This is a genomic window from Cumulibacter manganitolerans (assembly GCF_009602465.1).
Taxonomy (GTDB): domain Bacteria; phylum Actinomycetota; class Actinomycetes; order Mycobacteriales; family Antricoccaceae; genus Cumulibacter; species Cumulibacter manganitolerans.
The window spans coordinates 1-1,949 of record NZ_WBKP01000115.1 but is presented as its reverse complement, the minus strand read 5'-3'; the positions used below and the strand labels follow the sequence as shown (position 1 = coordinate 1,949).

The window sequence follows — 1,949 nt, the reverse complement described above, 5'->3', positions numbered from 1 at the left end:
GGGGCGGCCGCCGGCGCGCAGCCGCCGACCGCCGCGCCGGTCGCGTATCCGCCCACCCCGTACGGCGGGAACGCCGGGAAGGGCGGGTACGGCGGGTAGGGCGGGTAGGGCGCGTTCATGGCGGGCCCGTTCTCAGGCGATCACCACGACCGCGGCGATCGTGACCGTCGTGGTCGGCGGTGCGACCGTCGTGGTTGTCGTGGTCGTCGTCGGTGGCGGCGGTGTCCCGCCACCGCCACCGCCCCCGCCGCCGGGCGTCGGCGTCGGTGTCGGCGTGGGGGCGGGGGCCGGCGCCGGGACCGGAGCGGGCGCGGCGGCCACGGGGGCCGGCGTCGGGCACGGGCAGAGCGCGGCCATCGCCCCGATCACCACCGGCGGGTACGGCGGGAACGGCGGGTAGGGCGGGAACGGGGGATACGGGGGGTACGGTGCCTGGCTCACGTCGGCCTCCTTCATGCGGACGGCTGCTGCGCGACGCGAAGAGCGTTCTGCATACGGCCACTGGGAATCGTCGCCCGGGCGGGCGGGATGTACATCGTTGTCGAGGCGTTGACGTAGTCCGCGGTGAGCTGCCCGAGCTGCAGGCGCTGGATCCTCGGGGCGAAGCCCAGGAAGACCGCGGCCTCGTACACGGTCACCTCCTGGGTCAGCGGATAGAACTCGGCGAGCCGCTGCACCAGCAGCGGGAAGCCGCGCAGGTCGTATCCGTTGAGCTTGTAGGTCAGGTCGCCGACGACGCCGACCTGCCAGAGGATGAGCTGCGACGACGTGTCGATGGTGCGCTCGTGCACCAGGAAGTCGGTCGCCTCGTAGATCTGGGTCCCGCTGACGCACGGGTCGATCCCGAGATCGGCGTACAGGCAGTCCTCGGCCGACACCCCGGGCAGCATGATGGCGGTGTAGCCGTCCATGCGAGCCCGCCGGATCGACTCGTGCGACGGGTAGGCGAACACCCCCGGGTGCCCGTAGAACGCGGCCACGGTGCGCTTGCCGGCGCGGACGCACGAGAGGATGTGCTCGACCATCGCCTCGTAGCTGTCGATGCGCGCGGAGTTCTCCCCGTAGTAGCCGCGCAGCGAGAGGGCCTTCGGGTTCAGCGTGGTGATCAGCCGCTCGCTGATGGGGTCGGCGACGAGGTAGAGCAGCTCCTCGGCGGTCCGCATCCAGGCGATCGTCTCGACGGTCAGCTGGCCCGTCGTGCGGATCCCGGTACCGATGACGGTCAGCGTGCCGGCGTCGCGATCCGGCGGTGCGTCCCCGGGCGGCGGCGTCGTCGGGGTCTGCCCGGTCAGCAGCAGCTGCCACAGGTCCGCCTGGTTGCCGGTGCGCAGCGCCGCGATCTGCTCCTTCGGGACGCCGGCCCGGGTCAACGCCGCGTACGGGTTGCGCAGGTAGGTCGCCAGCTTGCCCGGGTCGAGGCTGAGCGCCGCGAGGTAGTCCAGCAGGTCAGCCATCGTCCTGGTCCTCCTCGGCGGCGTCCAGATCCTCGCGCTGGGCGAAGATCCCCTCGGTCGGGGTGAGCTTGCGGATCCAGTCGTCGATCTTGTCCAGCACCGACTGCAGCGCGGTGATCGCCGCCTCGGAGTGCACCACCTGCGCCTCGAGGGAGCGCACCTCCTCCTCGGCCTGGCGCAGCCGCCGCGCCAGGTCGGTGCGCAGCTGGCGGTTCTGGTCCATGGCGGTCGTGTACCAGGTCCGCATCGCGTAGACCGTCGCCAGCGGGGTCTCGACGCCGATCGGTGGTTGGTCTGCCGATGTGCTCATCGCGGTGGAGCCTCCCCAGATGTGGTGGTCAGTGCAGCCCGGGCGGCTGGGCCATGTAGTCCGCGAGCGCGAGCATCCGACCGGCGATTCCCGGCGCCGGGCCGCCCGCCGAGCCGGCCGCCGAGCCGCCCGGTGGGGCGTCCGGGGAGGGCGGCGATGCGGGAGGCGAGAGCGGCGTGCCGGCC

General features: G+C 72.8%; 3 protein-coding genes. All 3 read right to left on the bottom strand.

The window, feature by feature from the left end; genetic code table 11:
- Positions 1-132: 132 nt before the first annotated feature.
- The 3 genes from F8A92_RS18365 to F8A92_RS18355 are packed head-to-tail and all read right to left on the bottom strand — an operon-like array spanning position 133 to position 1,764.
- Positions 133-441 carry a hypothetical protein gene (locus tag F8A92_RS18365; protein WP_153506627.1) on the bottom strand — a complete coding sequence of 103 codons (309 nt, stop codon included), beginning with the start codon at positions 439-441 and terminating at the stop codon, positions 133-135.
- A gap of 11 nt (positions 442-452) precedes the next feature.
- Entirely contained in the window at positions 453-1,454 is a 1,002-nt protein-coding gene (locus F8A92_RS18360) for an SAM-dependent methyltransferase (protein ID WP_153506626.1), read from the bottom strand.
- On the bottom strand, positions 1,447-1,764 hold the full coding sequence (locus F8A92_RS18355; protein WP_153506625.1) for a hypothetical protein: 318 nt from the start codon (positions 1,762-1,764) through the stop codon (positions 1,447-1,449). The genes F8A92_RS18360 and F8A92_RS18355 overlap by 8 nt, the downstream gene beginning before the upstream one ends.
- Positions 1,765-1,949: the final 185 nt, after the last annotated feature.

Coding starts and splice junctions, on each gene's coding strand:
- F8A92_RS18360 (WP_153506626.1), bottom strand. CDS start 1,454: ATGGCTGACCTGCTGGACTACCTCGCGGCGCTCAGCCTCGACCCGGGC.
- F8A92_RS18355 (WP_153506625.1), bottom strand. CDS start 1,764: ATGAGCACATCGGCAGACCAACCACCGATCGGCGTCGAGACCCCGCTG.